19 protein-coding genes are annotated in these 22,800 nt (G+C 35.1%); 11 read left to right on the top strand and 8 right to left on the bottom strand.

The genetic code is table 11. From position 1 onward, the window contains the following. Positions 1-195: 195 nt before the first annotated feature. The 7 genes from groL to miaB all read right to left on the bottom strand — a co-directional run bounded on the left by groL (position 196) and on the right by miaB (position 6,976). Positions 196-1,824: a chaperonin GroEL gene (gene groL / locus AAC084_RS16455; RefSeq protein WP_339841312.1), complete on the bottom strand. Its 1,629-nt coding sequence runs from the start codon at positions 1,822-1,824 to the stop codon at positions 196-198. A gap of 120 nt (positions 1,825-1,944) precedes the next feature. Then, positions 1,945-2,223, bottom strand: a complete 279-nt coding sequence (locus AAC084_RS16450) for a co-chaperone GroES (RefSeq protein WP_089260665.1) — start codon at positions 2,221-2,223, stop codon at positions 1,945-1,947. Positions 2,224-2,364: 141 nt separating this feature from the next. Further along, entirely contained in the window at positions 2,365-2,724 is a 360-nt protein-coding gene (secG, locus tag AAC084_RS16445) for a preprotein translocase subunit SecG (protein WP_339841311.1), read from the bottom strand. Between the two features lie 6 nt (positions 2,725-2,730). Further along, entirely contained in the window at positions 2,731-3,675 is a 945-nt protein-coding gene (locus tag AAC084_RS16440) for a hypothetical protein (protein WP_339841310.1), read from the bottom strand. A 4-nt stretch (positions 3,676-3,679) separates the two neighbouring features. Next, positions 3,680-4,201 (bottom strand): LptE family protein, encoded by a 522-nt coding sequence (locus AAC084_RS16435; protein ID WP_339841309.1) that lies wholly within the window; start codon positions 4,199-4,201, stop codon positions 3,680-3,682. Positions 4,202-4,223: 22 nt separating this feature from the next. After that, positions 4,224-5,510 carry a sigma 54-interacting transcriptional regulator gene (locus AAC084_RS16430; RefSeq protein WP_339841308.1) on the bottom strand — a complete coding sequence of 429 codons (1,287 nt, stop codon included), beginning with the start codon at positions 5,508-5,510 and terminating at the stop codon, positions 4,224-4,226. Positions 5,511-5,530: 20 nt separating this feature from the next. Next, positions 5,531-6,976: a tRNA (N6-isopentenyl adenosine(37)-C2)-methylthiotransferase MiaB gene (gene miaB, locus AAC084_RS16425; protein ID WP_339841307.1), complete on the bottom strand. Its 1,446-nt coding sequence runs from the start codon at positions 6,974-6,976 to the stop codon at positions 5,531-5,533. A 151-nt stretch (positions 6,977-7,127) separates the two neighbouring features. On the opposite strand from miaB, the gene AAC084_RS16420 reads away from it, so the two are divergent. The 9 genes from AAC084_RS16420 (at position 7,128) to AAC084_RS16380 (ending at position 19,244) form a co-directional block, all read left to right on the top strand. Beyond that, on the top strand, positions 7,128-7,856 hold the full coding sequence (locus tag AAC084_RS16420) for a hypothetical protein (protein WP_339841306.1): 729 nt from the start codon (positions 7,128-7,130) through the stop codon (positions 7,854-7,856). Between the two features lie 71 nt (positions 7,857-7,927). After that, a complete protein-coding gene (locus AAC084_RS16415) occupies positions 7,928-9,199 on the top strand; it encodes a hypothetical protein (protein WP_339841305.1) in 1,272 nt (423 codons plus the stop codon). A 400-nt stretch (positions 9,200-9,599) separates the two neighbouring features. Further along, positions 9,600-12,089 (top strand): type I DNA topoisomerase, encoded by a 2,490-nt coding sequence (gene topA / locus AAC084_RS16410; RefSeq protein ID WP_339841304.1) that lies wholly within the window; start codon positions 9,600-9,602, stop codon positions 12,087-12,089. Between the two features lie 58 nt (positions 12,090-12,147). Continuing rightward, complete coding sequence (locus AAC084_RS16405) at positions 12,148-13,305, top strand: formimidoylglutamase (protein WP_339841303.1); 1,158 nt, start codon at positions 12,148-12,150, stop codon at positions 13,303-13,305. A 122-nt stretch (positions 13,306-13,427) separates the two neighbouring features. Then, positions 13,428-14,792 (top strand): gliding motility lipoprotein GldK, encoded by a 1,365-nt coding sequence (gene gldK, locus AAC084_RS16400; protein WP_339841302.1) that lies wholly within the window; start codon positions 13,428-13,430, stop codon positions 14,790-14,792. An 84-nt stretch (positions 14,793-14,876) separates the two neighbouring features. Further along, entirely contained in the window at positions 14,877-15,533 is a 657-nt protein-coding gene (gene gldL, locus AAC084_RS16395) for a gliding motility protein GldL (RefSeq protein WP_339841301.1), read from the top strand. Between the two features lie 57 nt (positions 15,534-15,590). Beyond that, positions 15,591-17,147, top strand: a complete 1,557-nt coding sequence (gldM, locus tag AAC084_RS16390; protein WP_339841300.1) for a gliding motility protein GldM — start codon at positions 15,591-15,593, stop codon at positions 17,145-17,147. Positions 17,148-17,212: 65 nt separating this feature from the next. After that, a complete protein-coding gene (gene gldN, locus AAC084_RS16385) occupies positions 17,213-18,100 on the top strand; it encodes a gliding motility protein GldN (RefSeq protein ID WP_339841299.1) in 888 nt (295 codons plus the stop codon). Between the two features lie 100 nt (positions 18,101-18,200). Beyond that, positions 18,201-19,244 (top strand): FAD-binding oxidoreductase, encoded by a 1,044-nt coding sequence (locus AAC084_RS16380; protein WP_339841298.1) that lies wholly within the window; start codon positions 18,201-18,203, stop codon positions 19,242-19,244. Here the strand turns inward: AAC084_RS16380 and AAC084_RS16375 are convergent. Further along, on the bottom strand, positions 19,241-19,630 hold the full coding sequence (locus AAC084_RS16375; protein ID WP_339841296.1) for a DUF983 domain-containing protein: 390 nt from the start codon (positions 19,628-19,630) through the stop codon (positions 19,241-19,243). The two genes, AAC084_RS16380 and AAC084_RS16375, sit on opposite strands and share 4 nt — an antisense overlap. A 137-nt stretch (positions 19,631-19,767) precedes the next feature. On the opposite strand from AAC084_RS16375, the gene AAC084_RS16370 reads away from it, so the two are divergent. Beyond that, positions 19,768-21,678, top strand: coding sequence for an ABC-F family ATP-binding cassette domain-containing protein (locus AAC084_RS16370; RefSeq protein ID WP_339841295.1), 1,911 nt, complete (start codon positions 19,768-19,770; stop codon positions 21,676-21,678). Positions 21,679-21,837: 159 nt separating this feature from the next. Beyond that, on the top strand, positions 21,838-22,713 hold the full coding sequence (locus tag AAC084_RS16365; protein WP_339841294.1) for a hypothetical protein: 876 nt from the start codon (positions 21,838-21,840) through the stop codon (positions 22,711-22,713). Positions 22,714-22,800 lie beyond the last annotated feature (87 nt).

The following is a 22,800-nucleotide window of genomic DNA, read 5'->3' as shown; positions in this document are numbered from 1 at the left end:
GTTTTATTTAAATTATAAGAATATTATAGCCCGAAAACATATGAGAAACTACGAATGACCAATTTTTATAAAGTCAGCGGTTTTAGTAAGAAATGACTTTTACCAACAAAAAAACCGCTCTTGAGTTTTCAAGAGCGGTTTTAATATTAGTAAGAAAAGCAGACAAGCTAATAATAGCCTGTCGGCGCTGCCGACCTACATCATGCCTGGCATACCGCCACCCATTGGTGGGCCAGCAGGAGTGTCTTCCTTAATGTCAGTCAAAGCACATTCGGTAGTTAAGATCATACCAGCAACAGAAGCTGCATTTTCCAATGCTACTCTAGTTACTTTAGCAGGGTCAATGATACCAGCTTTCATCATATCAACGTATGTTTCTGATTTTGCATCATAACCGAAATCTCCTTTTCCTTCTAAGATTTTTGCGATTACTACAGAACCTTCACCACCAGCGTTAGATACAATAGTTCTTAAAGGAGCTTCGATGGCGCGGGCTACAATCTGTAAACCTGTTGCTTCATCTTCGTTCTCAGTAGCTACTTTAGAAAGAACTGATTTAGCTCTTACCAATGCAACACCACCACCTGCTACGATACCTTCTTCTACTGCAGCTCTTGTAGCATGTAAAGCATCATCAACACGGTCTTTTTTCTCTTTCATTTCAACTTCAGATGCAGCACCTACATAAAGTACGGCAACACCACCAGCCAATTTGGCTAAACGCTCTTGAAGTTTTTCTTTGTCATAATCAGATGTAGTTGTCTCGATTTGAGATTTTATCTGATTAACTCTTGTTTTGATATCTTTTGCAACACCACCACCGTTTACAATTGTAGTATTGTCTTTGTCGATTTGTACTTTTTCACAAGTACCCAACATATCAAGTGTAGTGTTATCTAAAGAGAATCCTCTTTCTTCAGAAATAACAGTACCACCAGTTAATATTGCGATATCCTCTAACATTGCTTTTCTACGATCACCAAATCCTGGTGCCTTAACAGCGGCAATTTTTAAAGAACCTCTTAATTTGTTTACAACTAAAGTAGCTAATGCTTCACCATCAACATCTTCAGCAATAATTAAAAGAGGTTTTCCTGATTGAGCAACTGGTTCCAAAACAGGAAGTAAATCTTTCATTGAAGAAATCTTCTTGTCAAACAATAAGATGTAAGGATTTTCCAATTGCGCTACCATCTTTTCAGAATCAGTAACAAAATATGGTGAAAGGTAACCTCTATCAAATTGCATACCTTCTACAACGTCAACGTATGTATCAGTACCTTTTGCTTCTTCTACAGTGATAACACCTTCTTTACCTACTTTGCCAAAAGCTTGAGCGATTAATTCACCGATAGTTTCGTCATTGTTAGCTGAAATAGAAGCTACTTGCTTAATTTTCTCAGAAGAATCACCTACTTTTTTAGCTTGTTTTGCTAAATCGGCAACAATTGCTTCAACGGCTTTGTCAATACCTCTTTTCAAATCCATAGGATTTGCACCTGCAGCAACATTCTTCAAACCTTCTTTTACGATTGCTTGAGCCAATACTGTTGCAGTAGTTGTACCATCACCAGCAAGGTCATTGGTTTTAGAAGCAACTTCCTTCACCATTTGAGCACCCATGTTTTCTAATGGATCCGCTAATTCTATTTCTTTAGCAACAGTAACACCATCTTTAGTTACTTGTGGAGCACCAAATGATTTGCTGATAATTACGTTTCTACCCTTTGGGCCTAATGTTACTTTTACAGCATTTGCCAACGCATCAACGCCTCTTTTAAGACCGTCTCTTGCATCGATATCAAATCTTATATCTTTTGCCATTTTTAATTTTTGTTTAAATATTTAACCTTGAGCTATTCGCGATTGGTTAAGAAAATTATTAATTATTTTTTTAGTGAATTTTAAAAAGCCTAGGGTATAATACCATAAGCTAAATACTATTTAAATAATAGCAAGAATATCACTTTCTCTCATCATCAAGTAATCTGTGCCTTCTAACTTCAATTCAGTTCCGGCATATTTTCCATAAAGAACAGTATCGCCAACTTTAACGGTAACCTTGTCATCTTTTGTGCCAGGACCAACAGCAACAACTTTTCCTTTCTGTGGTTTCTCTTTTGCAGTATCAGGAATATAAAGTCCAGACGCAGTTTTAGTTTCAGCTGCCATTGGCTCTATAAGAACTCGATCTGCCAATGGTTTGATATTAACTTTAGCCATAATTATTAATTTTTAAATTGATTTTTAGTTTCGTGGGTATGTAAAGGCAGAAATTATGCCATTGCCTATTTCATGACAAATTGTAAACAAAAAATGCCAGCTTGTCATAAGCTGGCATCTGTTGAAATATGTTAAAATGTTTTATAAACTATCTGAAGGAGTAGCTTCGTTAGTTGCAGGAGGTGTAACCTCTTCTGGTAATGTCTCTGGCACCGTAGTTTCAAAGTCATCACCTTGTAATAATTTTGAATCTGCATCACCAAAATTACCTTTAAGGGCAATGTTAGAAGCTAAGATTAAAACTATTAACACTCCGGCTAACGTCCATGTGCTCTTATCTAAAAAGTCACCTGTTTTTTTAACTCCACCGATAACCTGCGTTCCTCCGCCACCAAAAGAAGAAGAAAGTCCGCCACCTTTTGGATTTTGTACCATAATCACCAATACTAATAATAAGCAAACGACGATGATAAGTATCAAGAATATTGAAAATGTACTCATTCTATATTATTTATTATCTTTTTGAATTTTTTCTACTGCCCTAATTCGGTCTGCAAAGAAACTACTTTTTTCTGGATATTTCAAACTTAATATTTTGAAGGCTTGAATGGCCTTTTTATACTTTTTTTGCTCTAAATAAACTCTGGCTAAAGTTTCGGTCATCAACTCATTTTTGTCGATCTTAATAGAGCTAGAAATATCTAGTCTTGTATTCTTCTGTTCTGTGGGGTCTATTTTAGGGTTATTGGCTATAAACCTATCGATACGATCAAATTTTCTCTTTTTAATCGCTTCATCTTTTGATGAAGATATCTTTTTATGTTTTGCAGGAACCTTCTTTTTCTCAACTTTTTCGACGGTCTTTTCAGTTGGTTTGCTAGATGCGAGATTTAACCACTCTGAAAAAGAATATTTCTCTTTGGCATCAAATGCCAATGGTTTACCGATGTCTAGTGTTTCTTCTTCTTTAGAAACTTCTGGATTTTTAGATTGAAAGAGTTCGGGGTCCAGAATATGTTCTGCGTCATTCTCATCTTGTGGTAAAGGCCTGTCTTCCGACACTTCTATTAATGCGGCTGGCGCTTCCGTTTCATCCTTTGGTAATCGTTTGTCTTTAGACTCTTCAACTAAAGAAATGGGTTCACTTTCAATAATCGCTTCTTTAACTAGAATTTTTGCATCAGTTTTTTTATCTGAAGAATTATACTGCAAAAAATCTTTAGAAGTAATGAAATCAAAAAGTACGTCTCTATCTGTAGTAAAAGCTGCGGTAGTCTTAAGCGCTTTATTGTATTTATAGCTATTTAAGTTTTTAAGCCCTTTGAGATGTAAGGCTCTTGCCGCCTGAAAATACGGATATTCAGCAATAATATCTTCTAGGTGTTTGGTGTGTATAGGTTCTACCACTTTGGTAGGATGTTCTAGAAAATATGTAAATTCCTTAACGTTCATTTTATTACCAATCTGCCAATGAGGCGTTGAAAATATCTTGTGTAAGTCTTTCGAAAATTATTTCGTGCGCTTCACTTTTTACCGCCGATAACTGGGTATCTGCAGGGTAGTCGTAAAAGAAAGAAAAACTCTGGTCAAAAGCAGCATCCTCTTTTAGTCGATTATAAAACCGAACTTTAACTCGCATTGAGAGTCTGTTTTCTGCAGCAGTTTGATTGGCGGTTGCAGACATTGGGGAAATTTTATACTCAGTTATTTCACCTTCATATAGTAAATCTGGATTACCGGAAGATATCAAATCTAAACTTGTCTGATTCAAAATTCTATCTTGTAAAGCTAGAGTGAAATCTCTATCGACCCCAGGTTCGAATGTTGAACCAGGGCTTTGAGTAGCGTAGTTTTGGAAGTAGTTTACCTGAAACGTTTTCGCTTCACCAACATTACCACCGGTAAAATTGTAAACTCCACATCCCGTGAGAATGATTATAGGAAGTATGAAAAGTATATATTTTTTAATGTATCTCATTGAAATGGGATTCCTTTTTTAATTAAAGATCGTATTGTTTTATTTTACGGTAAAGCGTTCTTTCAGAAATTCCTAATTCTGAGGCGGCCGCTTTTCTTTTTCCGCGATTACGTTCAAGTGATTTTTTTATTAATTCCACCTCTTTCTCTTGTAAAGATAGGGTTTCTTCTTCTTGAATTTCTTCGGCAAAATGGTATTTGTCGTCGTAAGAATCTTGTGCGAACGATGCCTCTTCTTTTTTAGGTTCTGGTAAATGCAACATTTTCATGGTAGATTCTTCGTGAGATTCTTGATCCATGTCCATCTCTTCTTCATCTTCACTTCCGTAGATTTTTCGAATCAGATTTTCATTGTCCTCTTGAACCTTTTGGGAATCATTATTCTTTAAGAGTTCCATTGTTAATTTCTTAAGGTCGTTCAAATCACCTTTCATGTCAAACAAGACCTTGTATAAAATTTCCCGTTCATTACTGAAGTCACCTTCAGATTTTTTATTCGATACCACCGCCGGCAAATTGCTTGTCGTATTATTTGGTATGTATCCACTAAGTGTTGCTGCGGTTATTGCCCTGTTTTCTTCTAGTACCGAAATTTGTTCCGCTATATTTCGTAGCTGGCGGATGTTACCTGGCCATCTATATTTTATTAAAAGTGAAACAGCTTGGTCATCTAATCGAATAGTAGGCATTTTGTATTTCTGACTAAAATCGGATGCAAATTTTCTAAAAAGCAAATGAATATCTTCTGAGCGCTCCCTTAATGGTGGAATATTGATTTCTATTGTACTTAGACGGTAATATAAATCTTCGCGAAAACGTTCTTTTTTAATCGCCTCGAACATGTTTACGTTCGTGGCGGCAACAATGCGTACATCTGTTTTTTGAACTTGAGAAGAGCCAACTTTTAAAAATTCACCATTTTCTAGAACTCGTAATAATCGTACTTGAGTGGTTAGTGGAAGTTCACCTACTTCATCTAAAAATATGGTGCCACCATCGGCAACTTCAAAATAGCCGCTTCTAGTTTGGGTGGCTCCAGTAAAAGCTCCTTTTTCATGACCGAAAAGTTCACTGTCAATAGTGCCCTCTGGTATAGCGCCACAGTTTACGGCTATATATTTTGCATGTTTTCTATGTGATAAAGAGTGAATGATTTTTGGAATCGCTTCTTTACCGACTCCACTTTCGCCAGTTACTAAAACCGAAATATCGGTTGCGGCAACTTGCATGGCTTTTTCCAACGCTCTATTGAGTTTTGGATCTTGCCCTATAATTTCAAAACGCTGTTTTATACTTTGTATGCTTTCCATGTAAAATGGGTGCTAGAAAATTAATTATTGTCCGAATATCCTACAGCAATGCCTTTTAAGGTTGCTGAAGTGCAATCGTTTATTTGTACGTTTACAAAGTCGCCAACTTTGTATTTTTCTTTAGGGAATACTACCACGGTGCTTTGCGAGTTTCTTCCCCTCCATTCTTTTTCCGATTTTTTAGACGTTCCTTCGATTAAAACTTCTTGAACTTTGCCAACGTGTTTTTCTGTTCTAAACTGACAGTGTTGGCGTTGTAAAGCTATGATTTCTGATAAACGTCTCTTCTTAGTTTTTTCAGGAACATCATCATCCATTTTTCTTCCTGCCAAAGTACCTGGCCTTTCAGAATAGGCATACATATAGCCGAAGTCATATTTCACATATTCCAATGCTTTTAAAGTAGCAGCATGGTCTTCTTCGGTTTCTGTTGGGAAACCACTAATAATATCTTGTGAAATTGAGCAATTGGGAAGCATCTGTCTAATATTATCAATTAGTTCAAAATACTCTTCAATCGTATGTAGCCTGTTCATTTCCTTTAATATGCGATTGCTACCACTTTGCACAGGTAAATGAATATGGTTACAAATATTTTTATGTTTGGCCATCGTCTCAATGACATCTAAAGTCATGTCTTGCGGATTAGATGTTGAAAATCTAATTCGCATTTTTGGATGCGCCAAGGCAACTGTATCTAAAAGTTTAGAAAAATTTGTGGCTGTTGCTTTTTGCATTTCAGAAGCATTCTCAAAATTTTTCTTGAGTCCACCACCATACCATAAATAGCTATCTACGTTCTGACCAAGAAGAGTAATTTCTTTAAATCCTTTTTGTGAAAGTTCGTTTACTTCTTTTAAGATAGACTGTGGATCCCTACTACGTTCACGGCCCCTTGTGAAAGGGACAACACAAAAAGTGCACATATTATCGCAACCTCTTGTGATGGAAACAAATGCGGTTACCCCATTCGTGTTTAAACGTACAGGAGCAATATCGCCATAGGTTTCATCTTTCGACAAAATAACATTAACAGCATCTCGGCCAGAATCGACTTCTTTAATTAAGTTCGGTAAATCTTTATAGGCATCTGGACCTACAACCATATCTACAATTTTTTCCTCATCTAATAGCTTGTCTTTCAGTCGTTCTGCCATACAGCCCAAGACGCCTACTTTTAAATGAGGTCTAGATTTCTTAACCTTATTATATTCAGTAAGTCGTTTGCGTATGGTCTGTTCGGCTTTATCTCTAATCGAACAAGTATTTACCAGAATCAAATCGGCTTCTTCTAAAGTTTGGGTAGTATTAAAACCTTCGGTTGCTAGTATAGATGCAACGATTTCACTATCTGCAAAGTTCATGGCGCAGCCATAACTCTCTATATATAAATTACGTTTGTTAGTCACTTCTCCTTTAACTGCCAAAGTAGTGCCCTGCACATTCTCGTCTATGGTTTTCTCCATTTTTTGTAATACGTTGCAATAAAATATTTTGGTTTGCAAAGATACCATTATAATCAAAAATATGACAATATGACATGATTTTTTGGGTAATGTTTAGGCTTTACCGGTAAAAATTATTTAGTTTTAGCCGAAATTATAACCACCCTTACCTATGAATTCAGAAATCATCACGCAACGAATAAAATCAAAACCAGATTTAGTCTTTGGAACCATTTTCAGTAGGTCTATTGAATTGTTTAAAAAAGTATGGTTACAGGGTTTTATCATCTTGTTGCTCACATTTGTTGTTATTTTACCGTTTTATATCATTCTGTATATTCCTATGATAGCTGCTGGTATAACAGATCCAGAGGCTATTCGAAATAATGAGTTGCCGCCTATGGTAGCTATTGCAATGGGTATACTTTCTCCTGTTTTTGCTATTGGGGTATCAACATTTGCCTTGGCCTTAAATGCTGCATTTTTGAAAATTTGTAGACAAAAAGATATAGGTGAAGAATCGAGCGATGATTATTTCTATTTTTTTAAAGAAGGGCGTTTAGGAAAGGTGTTTATTCTGGCGCTTTATACCATCGGATTAGCTATTTTGGGACTTCTTGCTTGTGGTGTGGGTCTTATTTATGTGATTGTTCCTCTATCTTTAATACCCGCTTTTTTAGCTTTTTCAAATGAACTTTCGCCATTAGAAATGGTTAAGGCAAGTTTTGCCCTTGGTAATAAAAACTGGCTTGTTATTTTCGGTTTAGTATTCGTGACCGGTATCGTGGCTGAGCTTGGCTTTATTCTATGTTGCGTTGGGGTGCTTTTTACAGCGATGTTAAGTAAAGTGCCTACCTATTATATGTATAAAGATGGTATTGGTTTTAATGAGATAGAATAGTTTTCTTGAGTGTGTACGCAACTAAAAGTTGTATTTCTCATCTACTAATTACAACCAGTAAATTGAAAACCATGAGAAAGAATGTTTTTTTGTTGTTAACTATAATAGTATCAACCTTTATTTCCTGCGATGATGATGGGCCGTATGAAGACTATTTGGTAGCGCGACCAATTTTGCAAGACGCTATTTCGTTTAAGGCTGAAGCTGTTGATATAGTTGATCCTATACCGATTATCTCATCAGGTAAAATATACACTTATCAGGATTTTATTTTTGTAAATGATTTAAATCTAGGTTTTCACGTAATCAATAATCAAAATCCGTCAGCGCCTGAAAGTATTGTGTTTATTAAACTTGAGGGTAATTATGATATTTCTATAAAAGACGGTAAGTTATATGCTGATAGTTATGGTGACTTGGTCATTTTTGATATTTCCGATATAAATAATATCACACTATCAAATCGAATAGTTAATGCTATATATAATAATGATGTTTGGCTTTCGAATATCGACTACCCTCAAGCTGATTTTTACGAATATGATGATATCGATTATGATAACGATATTGTAGTTGGATGGGAAGTGAAAACAGAGCGAAGGTCGGTTGCTGATTATGAAAAACGGTTTGACTGTATAGAGTGTGATTTTGCTGTAAATTCAGCGGAAAGTAATAACGGCTCGCCTCAACCCGTTACAGGCCAGGGTGGTTCTTTGGCTCGCTTTAAAATAATCGGTAACTATTTATATGTTGTAGACTACAGTGATATCAATATTTTTGACATTTCTAATGTAGAGGAGCCAAAAGTCTTAGACGATGTTCAAGTAGCTTGGGATATTGAAACTATTTACAATCAAGGTGATATTCTATTTATAGGTGGCTCGCAAGGCATGTACATATATGATATTAAGAATCCTGAAAAACCTGAATTCATTTCAGAATTTAGACACGGTACAGCTTGTGATCCCGTGGTAGTTGATGGGGATTATGCTTATGTCACGCTAAAAGGAGGCGGATTTTGTGGAAATACTGAAAGTGGACTCTATGTAATTGATATTTCTGATTTAAAGAATCCAGATCTTAAAGTTATTTATCCTATGAATGGTACTAATGGTTTGGGCATTAAAGATGATGTACTTTTTATTTGCGACGGTGATGCAGGTTTAAAAGTGTATGATAAAAGTGAAGCACCTAATATTACCCTAATCAATAGTTTTGAAAATATTGTTGCTTATGATGTGATACCATTGTCATCATCATTATTAATGATAGGAGACCGAATTTTATATCAATATGAATATATTAATAATGATATTCAACTCTTAAGTACTTTCGAATTGTAAAATCATAGGATGATTTAATAAAACAGGGAAGCTAATTTTAGCTTCCCTGTTTTATTGGTGGTAGCTTCATTTTATGAACAATAGATTATTCAAATAAACAAAAATACCCTTCATTCAATTTTTTTTCATGCTGATTCTTAGGCTTTTGATATGATTGAAGAAAGAGATGTACAATTGGAATTGAGCAGTAGGGTTTCTTCAAAAAAAAGAATTTATTTAGCTATTCGGATGCTTTAAAGGGAGTAAATAATCTGTATTGGAAACAGACTTAAGTAATTTTTTAAATCCTAGTGAATTAATGAATTTATAGGCATTCTTCTAATAAATTACAGGAAGAAATAGATGTTTCAAATTTCAAAGTTTAATTTTTAGTATACATTTGTAAGCATAAACAAGGTTGATGGCGAAAAATTTAGTAATTGTTGAGTCTCCTGCAAAGGCCAAAACTATAGAGAAGTTTTTGGGAAAAGATTTTAAGGTTGAATCGAGCTTTGGTCACATTGCAGATTTGCCTTCGAAGGAGTTGGGAGTAGATGTCGAGAACGATTTCACACCAAAATATATAGTAGACAAGGATAAGCAAGCTTTGGTTAAAAAACTAAAGGCTCTAGCTGATAAAGCTGAAACTATCTGGCTCGCGAGTGATGAGGATCGAGAGGGAGAGGCTATTTCTTGGCATTTAGCGGAAGAATTAGGTTTAGATAAGAAAAAAACGAAACGTATTGTTTTTAATTCTGTTACTAAAGCCGCCATTCAAAAAGCGATTGAGAACCCACGGGAAATCAATTATAACTTAGTGAATGCACAACAGGCAAGAAGGGTTTTAGATCGTTTGGTTGGGTATCAACTATCTCCCGTACTTTGGAAAAAAATTAAGCCAGGTCTTTCTGCAGGGCGTGTTCAATCTGTAGCAGTTCGTCTTATTGTCGAACGTGAACGTGATATTGAAGCTTTTGAGCCACAGGCTTCATTTAAAATAGCAGCACAGTTTCAAACAGAAGAAGGAAATGTTTTTTCGGCCAAGTTGAACAAAACTTTTGCTACTGAAAAGGAGGCTAAGACATTTTTAGAAAAAAATATATCTGCTGATTTTTCAGTAAGTAAATTAGATAAGAAACCGGCTAAAAAGTCACCATCGGCACCATTTACAACCTCTACATTACAACAAGAGGCTTCAAGAAAATTATATTTCTCTGTAGGTAGAACTATGCAAGTGGCCCAACGTTTATATGAAGCGGGTTTAATTACGTATATGAGAACGGATAGTGTAAACTTATCCAGCGAAGCATTGACCGCAGCTAAAGAAGCCATTGTAAAAAATTATGGTGAAGAATATAGTAATACTAGGAATTTCACAGGCAAATCTAAAGGAGCTCAAGAAGCTCACGAAGCAATTAGACCTACGGAAATGGGTAATCAATCTCCTTCGCTAGAACGAGATCAGTCTAAATTATATGATTTAATTTGGAAACGTACAGTTGCATCGCAAATGAGTGATGCACAACTTGAGCGTACCAATGTTAAGATTCAAGCGAGTAAGCATAAAGAAGAGTTTACTGCAAACGGAGAGGTTATTAAGTTTGATGGTTTCTTAAAAGTTTACATGGAAGGTGTAGATGATGAAGATGTTGCGGAAGAACAAGAAGGTATGTTGCCTGCAATGAAAGAAGGTGAGCGTTTGTTGAATAATTTTATTTCGGCTACCGAACGCTTTAGTAGAGCGCCTTACAGATTTACAGAAGCAACTTTAGTTAAAAAATTAGAAGAATTAGGTATTGGTAGACCATCTACCTATGCGCCAACTATTTCGACGATACTTAATAGAGGTTATGTAGAAAAAGGTACTATTGAAGGTACTGAGCGAAAGTATCAGCAACTAATCTTAGAATCAAATAAAATTCAGGAAAAGAATCTTACTGAAAATGTTGGTTCAGATAAAGGTAAAATGGTACCTACAGATATTGGTATGATTGTTACCGATTTCTTGGTAACCAATTTCGCGAATATTTTAGATTACAATTTTACCGCCCAAGTAGAAGAAGATTTTGATGAAATAGCTTCCGGTGATGAAGATTGGAAGAAAATGATGAAAAACTTTTATAAAGATTTTCATCCAAATGTGGTAGACGTAGAAGAAAATGCAGATCGTGCTAGTGGAGAAAGAATATTGGGTAAAGACCCAAAAAGTGGCAAACAAGTATCTGTACGTTTAGGTAGATTCGGGCCAATGGTACAGATAGGTACTGTTGATGATGAAGAAAAACCAACGTTCGCAAGTTTATTGCCAGAACAGTCTTTGAATACTATTTCTTATGAAGAGGCAATGGATCTTTTTAAACTTCCAAGAAAATTAGGGGTTTATGAAGGAGAAGAAGTTTTGGCCAACGTAGGTAGATTTGGACCTTATGTGAAATTTGGCGAAAAATTTATTTCTATGGATAAGGGTGAAAGCGCTTTTGAAATTGAGATGGATAGAGCAATAGAGCTTATCATAGCTAAACAAAAAGCAGATGCACCAGTTGCCATGTATGAAGAAATGGAGGTTACCAAAGGTACAGGTAGATTTGGACCGTTCATAAAATGGAATGGCATGTTCATTAATGTGAACAAGAAGTACGATTTTGACAATTTATCAAACGACGATATTATAGAGCTTATCGAAGTCAAGAAGCAAAAAGAAATAGATAAGGTTATTCAAAACTGGGAAGAAGAAGGTATCCGTATTGAAAAAGCTAGATGGGGTCGTCATAATGTTATAAAAGGCAAGATTAAGGTAGAATTGGCAAAGACTGTCGATGTAACTAAAATGTCTTTAGAAGAAGCCCAGAAGTTGATAGAGAAAAAAACTCCAAAGAAAAAGGCAAAAGCTAAACCTAAGTCAAAAAAGTAATATATTTTTAGGTCGAAAGATCAGTATAATATGTTCATGATTCCTAAACCAATTGTAAATGGCCTTTGATTTTTTAGTTCCGGTATCGGACAAAGTTTTGGCCCATAATGAGTTGCTGCCAAGTCAAGCTATTGGTAAAAATACCTATATACATACTGAAAAAGATGGCTTGCCTGTCTTGGCAAACGCCACTGTAGCATTATTAGGGGTAAGGGAGTCTAGAAACGCTTATGAGAAAAAGCATGAGAAATTAGATGTCTCTGGCATTCGATTACAATTCTATAAGTTATTAATAGGAAATTGGAACGGTACTATAGTAGATTTAGGTGATATTGAAGAAGGTGCTACTGTAGAGGATACTTATTTTGTTGTAAAAGAAATAGTAGCTGGGTTATTAGAAGAGAATATTATACCCATCGTACTTGGTGCTACTCAAGATATTACATATCCTGCTTACAGGGCTTTTGATGGTATTAGGGATATGATCAACCTTGTAGCTGTAGATAGCCGGTTCGATTTCGGAATTGAAGATGAACTAATTTCTTCTCATTCTTATATGAGTAAGATTATTACTGATAAGCCCAATAATCTTTTTAACTTCTCAAATATTGGTTATCAAAGCTATTTCAACGCTCAAGAAGAAATAGATTTAATGGAGCGTTTATTTTTTGATGCTTATAGACTTGGCGAAGTTGCCAATGATATTTCTTTAGCAGAACCTGTGCTTAGAAATGCACATATGGTAAGTTTAGATTTGCGTTCTGTTAAAGCAAGTGAAATATCATTGTCAGCTAATTTTTCACCTAACGGTTTTACAGGTCGTGAAATATGTGCCATTGCTAGATACGCCGGTATTAGTGAAAAAGTATCTGTTTTTGGACTGTACGAGATGGAAAACACGGTACAGTCACAACAGCTGATAGCTCAAATCATATGGTACTTTATAGAAGGTATCAATTACAGAATTAAAGAATCTCCATACTCTAAAACTGAAGACTTTGTAAAGTACAATGTACCTAGCGAAGATGAGGAATTAGTGTTCTACAAAAGTTTATTAACAGAAAGATGGTGGGTAGAAGTCCCATCAATTTTTACTTCACATACTAAAGGCCATACACCTGCGTTATTACCTTGCACCGAGAAGGATTATTTAGATGCATGTAATCAACACATTCCTGAAAGGTGGTTTAAAGCATATAAGAAAGGCTTTAATTAACAAGTATATTTTTAAAGCATTAAAAGACTTTAATACAATATTTTATATAAAACATAGTTTTAGATGTTAGAATAAATCATTGTATTCTGAGTTTAACCATAATCGAAATTTAACCTATAAGTATGAAGAAGCTATTGTTATCCTCTATAGCGTTTGTTTTTTTACTCACGAGTTGTGGGTCAAAGCAAAAAGGTGAGCTAACTGGAGTCCAGGGAAAAAAGTGGTACCCGGAAAAACCGTATGGAATGGAACTTATCCCAAGAGGTTCTTTCATTATGGGTAAAAGTGAAGAAGACCAAGCAAAATTATTGAACGCACCGACAAAAACGGTTACTGTCCGTTCTTTTTACATGGACGATACTGAAATCACAAACAGTGAGTACCGTCAATTTGTTGAATGGGTTAAGGATTCTATCGTTAGAACCAAAATGGCAATCTTAGCAGATGAGTTGGGTATTGGTCCTGAAGAAGGCGGTATCGGTGATTATGCATTTAAAGATGCAGATACAACTAGAGCATCTGTTTATGATAAGTACATGCTAGATAATTATTCAGGAATGGGTGAAACCGGATATGAAGGTAGAGCTTTAAGCAAGGATGAGGAACTAGTGTGGGATACATCAGACTATCCAGATGAGTATTATGCCGAAATAATGGACTCTATCTACTTATCTGAAGAAGAATCTTATAATGGTCAACGTACAATTGATGTTAAGAAATTGAAATACACGTACAATTGGATGGATATCGAAGCCGCAGCACGCGCTTCTTTAAAAGGCAATAAAAGTAGAAAAGATTTTATACGATCAGAACAAGTTGAAATTTATCCAGATACGACCGTATGGATAAGAGATTTCTCATACTCGTATAACGAACCAATGCACAATGATTATTTCTGGCATGACGCTTATAGCGAATACCCTGTAGTTGGTATTACTTGGCAACAAGCAAAAGCATTTTGTAATTGGAGAACGAAATTCAAGAATGACGATAACAAAAGCAGAGGTAGACAGTTCGTTAATCAATTTAGACTTCCAACCGAAGCAGAATGGGAATATGCAGCAAGAGGTGGTATCGAAGGTGGTACATATCCTTGGGGTGGACCTTACGTTATAAGTGATACAGGTTGTTTTATGGCAAACTTTAAACCACAACGTGGTGATTATGCCGCAGATGCCGCACTATATACGGTAGAGGCTAAATCATATGAGCCTAATGACTTTAATATGTATAATATGGCAGGTAACGTATCTGAATGGACAAATTCAAGTTATGACCCAAGCGCATACGATTACGTATCAACTATGAACCCTAACGGTGGTGATCAATCGAACACTAGAAAAGTTATTAGAGGTGGTTCTTGGAAAGATGTAGCTTACTTCTTACAAGTGAGTACAAGAGATTACGAATATGCAGATTCTGCTCGTAGTTACATAGGATTCAGAACAGTACAAGATTATATGGGCGAAGAGGATTCTACACAATAAATAAAAATATTAGCAGTTTTAGTATTAGTTCAAATTAAATTATAAACCAAATCTTTTTTATTAAACCTTAATTAAATTAAAATCATGGCACAGTCAAAATCCACAAAAAAATTATTTAACATGGCCTACGGCCTAGGAGCATCAGTTGTAATTATTGGTGCATTGTTCAAAATTCTTCACTGGGAGTTAGGTCCTTTAAACGGAGGTATTCTTCTAGCAATCGGTCTTATTACAGAGGCTCTTATATTTGCGATCAGTGCATTCGAACCAGTAGATGAAGATTTAGATTGGGCATTAGTTTATCCAGAATTAGCTGGTGCTGAAGGTAGTGCTGCTCCTAAAAAAGGACAAGCTGCAGAAATTAAAGAAGCTGAAGCATCTTTATCTAAGAAATTAGATGATTTGTTAAAAGAAGCTGGTGTAGACGCAAGTCTTATGGAAAGCTTAGGTTCTAGCATTAAAAACTTTGAAGGTGCCGCTAAAGGTATCGCTCCAACAGTTGATGCAATGGAATCTACTAAAAAGTATTCAAGTGAAATGGTTCAAGCTGCATCTCAAATGGAGTCTTTGAACAGTCTTTATAAAGTACAATTAGAAAGTGCTAGCAGACAAGCTTCAGTAAATGAAGAAGTAGTACAAAATGCAAGTGCTCTTAAAGATCAAATGGCATCTTTATCTACAAACCTTTCTTCATTGAATGGTGTTTACGGCGGAATGTTATCTGCAATGAGTAAAAACTAAATTGGATTTTAATAAAACCCAAGTCAATTATTAATTAAAATCTAAAAAAATAAATCCATGGCAGGAGGAAAAAATTCACCACGGCAGAAGATGGTCAACTTAATGTATTTGATCTTTATCGCAATGCTGGCATTAAACATGAGTAAAGAAGTATTAGCCGCATTCGGTATAATGAATGAAAAGCTAGAGACTTCAAACGCAATGACAACCGCAAGTAACGAAGCGTTCTTAGGTAGTCTGGAAACTAAAGCATCTGAAGATGCAGCTAAATATGACAAGCTGTACAAGAATGCTCAGCAGATCAAAGCAATGTCTCAAGAATATTATGATTATTTAGAGTCGCTTAAATCTGGAATGACTGAAGGTATTGAAAATCCTAAGGATTATGCAAGAATGGATATGTCAGATTTCCTAGATCAGAAGTTCTTTCAAGGAGATAATCTTTCTGAAGGCGGAAAGGAATTCATGAAAAGAATTACAGATTATAGAAATAATGTAGCAGCTATCGTACCGGCCTCATTAAAGAGTTCTGTTATCGAGCGTTTTCAAACAGGAAACGAAGAAGGTAAGGTACAAGCTAAAGATGGTATGCAAGATTGGATCAACTATCACTATGAAGGGTATCCTTTGGTTGCCTCATTGGCAAAATTAACTTCGCTACAAGCAGATGTAAAAGTTACGGAAGAAGCAGCTTTGAAATCTATGTTAGAAGGTGAGTTAACAAGTCAAGTTTCTTTGGCAAATTTTGCAACATCGCTTACCGCTACAAAATCTGCATACTATACAGGTGAAAAGTACGATGGTAAAATTATTATTAGTAAAACTGATAAATCTTCTACTCCTGTAAAAGCAGAATTAACGCTAGATGGTAGAAAACTTTCAGAAGGTTCTGATTATAAATTAGAAGCAGGTGGAGTTAAAATGCTAATTGGTTCTGGTTCTGCTGGTGACCATGAACTAAAAGGAACTATTTACTTTAAGCAAGATGGTGAAGAAATTCCTGTAGAGGTTAATAATTCATTCGCAACAATATCTAAGCCAGGTGGCGCTTTAATTGCAGCTGATAAGATGAATGTTGTTTACCGTGGGGTAGCAAATCCAATGTCGATTTCTATACCAGGTATTGCAAATAACAAGGTAAATGCTTCTGCGCCAGGCTTAAAGTCAATAGGTGGTAGCAAGTATGTTATGAACCCAGGTACTGGTAGAACAGTTACTATTAAGGCTTCAGGTACATTGCCAGATGGTGAACCAGTTGGGTCATCATTAGAATTCAGAATTAAAGATATTCCAAGACCAGAAGGTAGTGTAAGTAAGCAGACAGGTAGTATTAAACTTCCTAAAAGAAATGTTGAAATAGCTACTATAGGTGCTGGTTTAGAAGATTTCGATTTTGATTTGAACCTTGCAGTAAGCGGGTTTAAATTCAAAGTACCAGGTCAGCCAACTGTTTCTGTAAGAGGAAACAAGATGGATAGTAAAGCTAAAGCTGCTTTAACACGTGCTAAGAGAGGCGATATCGTTCAAATATTCGATATCGAAGCTTATATCACCAACAATAAAAGTTACAAGTTGAAGAAAGTATCTCCTGTAGTTGTGGAGATTACAAACTAAAATAAATGGAATTCTACCGGGTAAGCCTAACGGTCTTGCCCGGTTAATTTTAAAGTGAATCAAACATGAATTGGAAAAATGTTTTAGTAATGGGAGCGGTAACGATGTTACCTTTATCAATGATGGCCCAAGCAAATGTGTTGAATGCTAAAAAACCCGATGAGGTTGGTGTTCGTACAGAAGCTCAGAAAGCTGTCGATAATGATGCTCCGTTAGAATACGGTTATGTAGATGATAGGGATATACTTTGGTCTAAAACTCTATGGGAGACCGTAGATTTAGATGAGAGAATTAACTTCCCATTATATTATCCAACAGATACTATGGATATTGGACCAGATAGAAGGTCTTTATATCACGTTCTGATTAAAAATTTAAAGAGTGGAAATTTAGAAACTTATACAGATTCTTATTTCACTAAAAAAAGGTCCTTTGGTGATTTAAAGGATGCCTTGCAAATGGTTGATACCCTTGATTATGGGTATGAGCAAATGAATGCAGGTGAAACTGTTTCAGAGGAGTATATCACCCGTAGAAATATATCTGCAACTGATATAGAAGAATATCATATTAAAGGTATTTGGTATTTCGATAAAAGACAAGGTGAATTAAAGTACCGTCTTTTAGGAATAGCACCAGTTGCACCAGATGTAAACTTTATGGATGATGATAATCCTGATATGGTTGAACTTTTCTGGGTATGGTATCCAGATGCTCGTGACATACTTCACGAGGCAAAAGTTTTTAATCAACAGAATTCAGCTCAGCCTATTTCTTTCGATATGTTGTTGAACGCAAGAAGGTTTAACGCAGTTATCTATAAAGAGGATAATGTTCAAGGCGATAGAAACATAGATGACTATATTTCAGATAATGCTTTGTTCCAATTGTTAGAAGCCAAACGAATCAAAGAAGCAATTAGAGATAAGGAGCAGGACATGTGGGCTTATTAAGCTAAACAGTACATCCAATTCATATAATAAAAACCCAATCGAAAGATTGGGTTTTTTGTTTTTACAAATAAATGTATTCAATTGTCATTACATTTGCGTCATGGTAGATTACATGGTAGTAGGACTAGGGTTGGCAGGTACGGGTTTTTGTGAAACATTGCGTAGAAATAATAAAACATTTGTTGTTTTTAACGACCAATCACAAACATCTTCTAGGGTTGCTGGTGGACTTTATAATCCTATAATCTTAAAACGTTTTACCCTTTCTTGGCGAGCGGATGAACAACTCTCTGTAGCTATTGATTTCTATAAACAGCTTGAAGAGTTTTTGAATATTCAATTTGATGAAAAGTTGAATGTACTACGGAAATTTGCATCGATAGAAGAGCAGAATTTATGGTTCGAAGCGGCAGATAAAGAAAAGCTAAAGCCGTACTTAGATACTCAATTAGTAGCAAATGAAAACTCTGGACTAAAGATTCCGTTCGAATTTGGAAAAGTTTTAGAGACCGGTAAACTAGATACTAAAGTTCTCTTTGACGGTTATACGAAGTGGCTACAACAAGAAAACAGGATACATTTAGAAACCTTTGATTACAACAAGTTGCAGGTTCTGCCAGATTGCATTAGTTATGAAGGTGTAAAAGCTAAAAATGTTGTTTTTGCTGAAGGTTTCGGAATGATGCAAAATCCGTATTTTAAGTACTTACCTATGCAAGGCTCAAAAGGTGAATACTTGGTTATAGAGGCCAAAGACCTAAAGGAGAGTAATATTATTAAATCATCTATATTTTTAATTCCTTTAGGTAATGATTTGTATAAGGTTGGGGCAACTTATAATAGAGATCAAAAGGATAATAGTACAACTGAAGATGCTAAAATAGAATTACAGAGAAAACTAGATAGTCTTTTAGATTGTTCTTATAAAGTAATTGATCAAGAGGCTGGTGTTAGGCCTACGGTAAAAGATAGAAGGCCTTTGATAGGTCAACATCCAAAGCATGAAAACCTATGGGTCTTAAACGGCTTTGGGTCACATGGTATCATGATAGCTCCTTGGGCATCAAAAGCGTTATATGAACGAATAGAATCAAAAATTCCAATCCTTGAAGAAATGGATATTTCTAGGTTTAATAGGCTTTAAGATTTCTTAAGTTTAACCTTCGAATCATATGATATAAAAAAATTGATCCAGATATTTCTAGATAATCTCATAATTATCGGCATAAAAGCAATCATGGTGATAACAATCGCTATAAATGCTTGAATTAGGGTAGAACCGATGAATAATTTTGCAATAACAAAAGCGGCAACGGCAAAAGCAATTCCTACCCCGTAACTTACATACATTGCACCATAAAAAAATGAAGGTTCTATTTTATATTTAAGGTTGCAATGGCCACATCGTTCATGCATTTTGAAGATTTCACCCAAATGATATGGGTTTTTATCCAAATACATGCTTTCTTGGTGACATCTTGGACAACTTCCTGTTAAAATACTGTAGAGTTTGTTTCCTTTTTTTAACATTTGCAAAACTTTATACAAAGGTACGATTTTAAGGCTCTTTTCATCTTAATGAGAAACCATAAAATATAAATTTTACTTGAGGGCAAATACTATTTGTATGTGATGCTTTTGAGAATAAACTAGAAGAATTATTATTTATGTTAAACGTTCACAACCTATCAGTATCCTTTGGCGGAGAGTACCTTTTTGAAGAAATCTCTTTTCGATTAAATGGAGGGAATAGAGTAGGTCTTGTAGGTAAGAATGGTGCTGGAAAATCAACCTTATTAAAAATGCTTAATAGGGATATGGCTTTAGATACTGGGGTTATTGCCATTGAGAAGGATATTAAAATAGGATTCCTTAGACAGGATATTGATTTCGTACAGGGTAGAACCGTTTTAGATGAAGCATATCAAGCTTTTGAAGAAATAAAGTCCTTAGAGCTGAAGTTAGATGAAATAAATCATCAATTGGCAGAACGAACAGATTATGAAACAGATTCATATAGTCAACTTATAATAGATTTAAATGATGTATCTCATCATTATGAAATATTAGGAGGATATAATTACCAGGGGGAAACCGAAAAAATCTTACTAGGGTTAGGTTTTAGGAGAGAAGACTTTGAGAAAAAGACCGAAACATTTTCTGGTGGGTGGCGAATGCGTATTGAGCTGGCTAAACTGTTATTGCAGAGTAATGATGTGTTGTTACTAGATGAGCCGACAAACCACTTAGATATAGAATCTATTATTTGGTTCGAGCAATTCTTGAATAATTATACAGGTGCCGTTGTAATTGTTTCGCATGATAAAATGTTCTTAGATAATGTTACCAACAGAACTATTGAAATATCGTTGGGTCGTATCTATGATTACAATAAGCCGTACACGGAATATTTGGTTTTAAGAAACGAAATCAAGCAACAGCAAGTCAACGCTCAAAAGAACCAAGAAAAAGAAATTCAACAAGCGGAAAGACTAATAGAAAAATTCAGGGCTAAATCTACTAAAGCCTCTATGGCACAATCCTTAATTAAAAAATTGGATAAGATTGAGCGTATTGAAGTAGATGAAGATGATAATAGTGTAATGAGTTTACGTTTTCCTATATCTGTAATACCAGGTAAGGTAGTCGTTGAAATAGAGGAACTTTCAAAGGCATATGGTAGTAATCAAGTCTTAGATGATATCAACCTTTTAATAGAACGTGATAGTAAAACAGCATTTGTAGGTCAGAATGGTCAAGGTAAATCTACTTTGGCGAAAATTATAGTGGGTGAATTAAAGCATGAAGGGCATTTGAAACTAGGCCATAATGTTCAAATAGGATATTTTGCCCAGAACCAAGCGGAGTATTTAGATGGTAATAAAACCATTTTAGATACTATGATCGATGCAGCTAATGAAAAGAATAGAAGTAAGGTGCGAGATATCTTGGGTTCTTTTCTTTTTAGGGGAGATGAGGTTGAAAAATATGTAAAAGTGTTGTCTGGTGGTGAAAGAAACCGACTAGCCTTAGCAAAGATGCTATTACAGCCATTTAATGTTTTGGTGATGGATGAGCCTACAAACCATCTCGATATTAAATCGAAGAATGTTTTAAAACAGGCGTGTTTAAATTTTGAAGGTACTCTGATATTGGTTTCTCACGATAGAGATTTTCTGCAGGGCTTAACAAATAAGGTTTACGAATTTAAAGACCAACGAATCAAGGAATATCTTGGTGATGTAGATTTCTATTTAGAACAACGTAAAGTTGAGAACTTTAGGGCAATAGAAAAAAAGCAGGCAGTAGCGGTAGAAAAAGCGAAACCAAAAGAGACAAATTCTTTTCAGGACCAAAAGAAGTTAAAGAGTTTAAAAAACCAATTGAGTTCAGTTGAAAGTAAGATTGGTAGTCTTGAAAAAGAAATAAAGGAAATAGACCATAACTTATTGGTAGACTACGACAAAACGATTGCCAAAGCTAATTTCTTTGATGGTTACCAAGCTAAAAAGAAGAACTTAGAAAAGTTAATGGAAGATTGGGAAATTCTTACATTAGATATAGAATCTTTAGTGTAGTCATATTTTATACACCATGCTTTTAGTATGTTTTACAACATAAATTGGCGCTTTCACAACAAATACGGGTTAGTCAACGATAAAATTTTAGTTTTAACCGTTATTAGTTCAAATTTGTAGGAGAATTCTTAATTAAAAGAATTTATAAACCGCCAATATATGAAAAAACTATACTATTTAAGTTTCAGTTTATTTTTTCTGACAACAGTATGTTTTGCAGAAATATCTAAAAAGGAGAAGAAAGCCTTGGTGGATCTGTATACAACCACGAATGGTAAACACTGGGTAAAGAAATGGGATTTAAAAGCTCCTGTATCTCAATGGCATGGTGTCACAATTGAAGACAATAAAGTTGTTGAAATTAATTTGTTCCATAATAACCTAATGGGGCCAATATCATCTGAGATAGGAAAATTAGAACATTTAAAAGTATTGAATCTTGCATTTAATTCTTTGACTGGTACCCTTCCGGCAGAAATAGTTAACCTTTCCAATTTAAAAGTATTAAAGTTAGAGATGAACAGACTTAATGGTGAGATTCCTAATGAAATAGGAAATTTAAACCAACTAGTAGAGCTTTCAGCTTTCAATAACTTTTTAACGGGTAAAATACCTGCAACGGTAGGTGATTTAAAAGGTCTAAAGATTTTGAATCTTTCAAGTAATGATTTCTACGGTGATATACCTGCTTCTTTAGGACAGTTATCACAATTAGAAGTATTAGGCTTATTTGAAAACAAATTAGAAGGTGCCATTCCAAAAGATATGGGTATGCTTAGTAATTTGAAAGAGTTGGTTTTGGCAAATAACAGACTTGACGGTGCCATTCCTAATGAATTTGCACAATTAGCAAGCTTAGAGGTTTTTCAAATTCAAAATAATGATTTCAGTTCTTTTAAGGCTTTAGAATTTTTAGAAACAAAAGAATACTTAGTTTTTGATTATGATAAGGATGATAGAAAATTAGAATTTAAAGATATCAACTTCAGTAAGACCAGAATGGCCGATACGAAGTTTGAAGATATAGAAGAGTAAGAGTAGTTTACACTTTTAGTTAGTTTGGTGAAAGAAAGAGATGTTATTCAACATCTCTTTCTTGGTTAAATACTTTAACGTTATCGG

The organism is uncultured Maribacter sp. (genome assembly GCF_963977385.1).
Taxonomy (GTDB): domain Bacteria; phylum Bacteroidota; class Bacteroidia; order Flavobacteriales; family Flavobacteriaceae; genus Maribacter.
Note: the sequence above shows the minus strand (reverse complement) of the source record. Positions and strands in the feature narration are given on the sequence as shown.

Excerpts from the sequence above, each read along its gene's own strand:
- groL (WP_339841312.1), bottom strand. The coding sequence starts at position 1,824 with ATGGCAAAAGATATAAGATTTGATATCGATGCAAGAGACGGTCTTAAA.
- AAC084_RS16450 (WP_089260665.1), bottom strand. The coding sequence starts at position 2,223 with ATGGCTAAAGTTAATATCAAACCATTGGCAGATCGAGTTCTTATAGAG.
- secG (WP_339841311.1), bottom strand. The coding sequence starts at position 2,724 with ATGAGTACATTTTCAATATTCTTGATACTTATCATCGTCGTTTGCTTA.
- AAC084_RS16440 (WP_339841310.1), bottom strand. The coding sequence starts at position 3,675 with ATGAACGTTAAGGAATTTACATATTTTCTAGAACATCCTACCAAAGTG.
- AAC084_RS16435 (WP_339841309.1), bottom strand. The coding sequence starts at position 4,201 with ATGAGATACATTAAAAAATATATACTTTTCATACTTCCTATAATCATT.
- AAC084_RS16430 (WP_339841308.1), bottom strand. The coding sequence starts at position 5,510 with ATGGAAAGCATACAAAGTATAAAACAGCGTTTTGAAATTATAGGGCAA.
- miaB (WP_339841307.1), bottom strand. The coding sequence starts at position 6,976 with ATGGAGAAAACCATAGACGAGAATGTGCAGGGCACTACTTTGGCAGTT.
- AAC084_RS16420 (WP_339841306.1), top strand. The coding sequence starts at position 7,128 with ATGAATTCAGAAATCATCACGCAACGAATAAAATCAAAACCAGATTTA.
- AAC084_RS16415 (WP_339841305.1), top strand. The coding sequence starts at position 7,928 with ATGAGAAAGAATGTTTTTTTGTTGTTAACTATAATAGTATCAACCTTT.
- topA (WP_339841304.1), top strand. The coding sequence starts at position 9,600 with ATGGCGAAAAATTTAGTAATTGTTGAGTCTCCTGCAAAGGCCAAAACT.
- AAC084_RS16405 (WP_339841303.1), top strand. The coding sequence starts at position 12,148 with ATGGCCTTTGATTTTTTAGTTCCGGTATCGGACAAAGTTTTGGCCCAT.
- gldK (WP_339841302.1), top strand. The coding sequence starts at position 13,428 with ATGAAGAAGCTATTGTTATCCTCTATAGCGTTTGTTTTTTTACTCACG.
- gldL (WP_339841301.1), top strand. The coding sequence starts at position 14,877 with ATGGCACAGTCAAAATCCACAAAAAAATTATTTAACATGGCCTACGGC.
- gldM (WP_339841300.1), top strand. The coding sequence starts at position 15,591 with ATGGCAGGAGGAAAAAATTCACCACGGCAGAAGATGGTCAACTTAATG.
- gldN (WP_339841299.1), top strand. The coding sequence starts at position 17,213 with ATGAATTGGAAAAATGTTTTAGTAATGGGAGCGGTAACGATGTTACCT.
- AAC084_RS16380 (WP_339841298.1), top strand. The coding sequence starts at position 18,201 with ATGGTAGATTACATGGTAGTAGGACTAGGGTTGGCAGGTACGGGTTTT.
- AAC084_RS16375 (WP_339841296.1), bottom strand. The coding sequence starts at position 19,630 with ATGTTAAAAAAAGGAAACAAACTCTACAGTATTTTAACAGGAAGTTGT.
- AAC084_RS16370 (WP_339841295.1), top strand. The coding sequence starts at position 19,768 with ATGTTAAACGTTCACAACCTATCAGTATCCTTTGGCGGAGAGTACCTT.
- AAC084_RS16365 (WP_339841294.1), top strand. The coding sequence starts at position 21,838 with ATGAAAAAACTATACTATTTAAGTTTCAGTTTATTTTTTCTGACAACA.